This window comes from Cellulosimicrobium composti (assembly GCF_009711085.1).
Taxonomy (GTDB): domain Bacteria; phylum Actinomycetota; class Actinomycetes; order Actinomycetales; family Cellulomonadaceae; genus Cellulosimicrobium; species Cellulosimicrobium composti.
Genome location: NZ_WMKA01000124.1, coordinates 1 through 626, shown reverse-complemented (window position 1 = coordinate 626; position 626 = coordinate 1). Strand labels below are relative to the sequence as shown.

The 626-nt window shown below is 70.9% G+C and carries 2 protein-coding genes; both read left to right on the top strand.

Going from position 1 to position 626, the window contains the following annotated elements; translation table 11 throughout:
• Nucleotides 1–223, top strand: a 223-nt coding sequence (locus GJV82_RS19675; protein ID WP_225873509.1) for a hypothetical protein, incomplete at its 5' end; no start/stop codon positions are given.
• The coding region (locus tag GJV82_RS19235; protein ID WP_155100337.1) for a hypothetical protein at nucleotides 220–626 on the top strand (407 nt) is incomplete at its 3' end. The genes GJV82_RS19675 and GJV82_RS19235, both read left to right, overlap by 4 nt.

Sequence of the window (626 nt, the reverse complement as noted above, 5' to 3'; positions counted from 1 at the left end):
CTACCCCGGCGCCTGCGCGGTCCTGGTCGCCGCGATCGTCGGCGGGATCGTGCTCAAGGCGGCGGGCAAGCAGGACACGAAGCGCATGGTCGGCGGCCTGTTCGCGGGGATGACGCTGTGCGCCACGGCAGGGTTCGCCGAACTGATGCGGTGGGTGCCGGAGATGTACAACGCGCTGGGCGACGCTGGCCGCAGCGTTCTCAACGGGGAGGTGTCCCTGTGAGCGCGGACACCGCGCCGGAGGCCGGCGGAACTCTCGCCGACCACGCCGACGAGCTCAAGGCCAAGGCCCAGCAGGCGGAGGAGAAGGTCGAGGAGAAGGCCAAGGCCGCCAGCGCCTGGGCGGTGCGGCTGATGACGACGATCGGGGAGGGGTCCTCCCTCCTGGGCAAGGCGCTCGCGGCCCGGCTCAAGGGCTGGTGCTTGGAGGCGCATCGGGCCGACCTCAAAGGACTCTCCGCCGATTTGGGCATTTACGTCCGCGGTGCGCTGCTGCTGGGGATGGGGGCCGGTGCGTGCTGGCTGGTCTACCGGCACCACGCCTTGATGTGGCCGCTGGCCGTCGGGTGGTCCTTCGCGGCCCTCCGCACCAAGGTCAGCGCAGACAAGGCTCAGGCCGCCAAGGA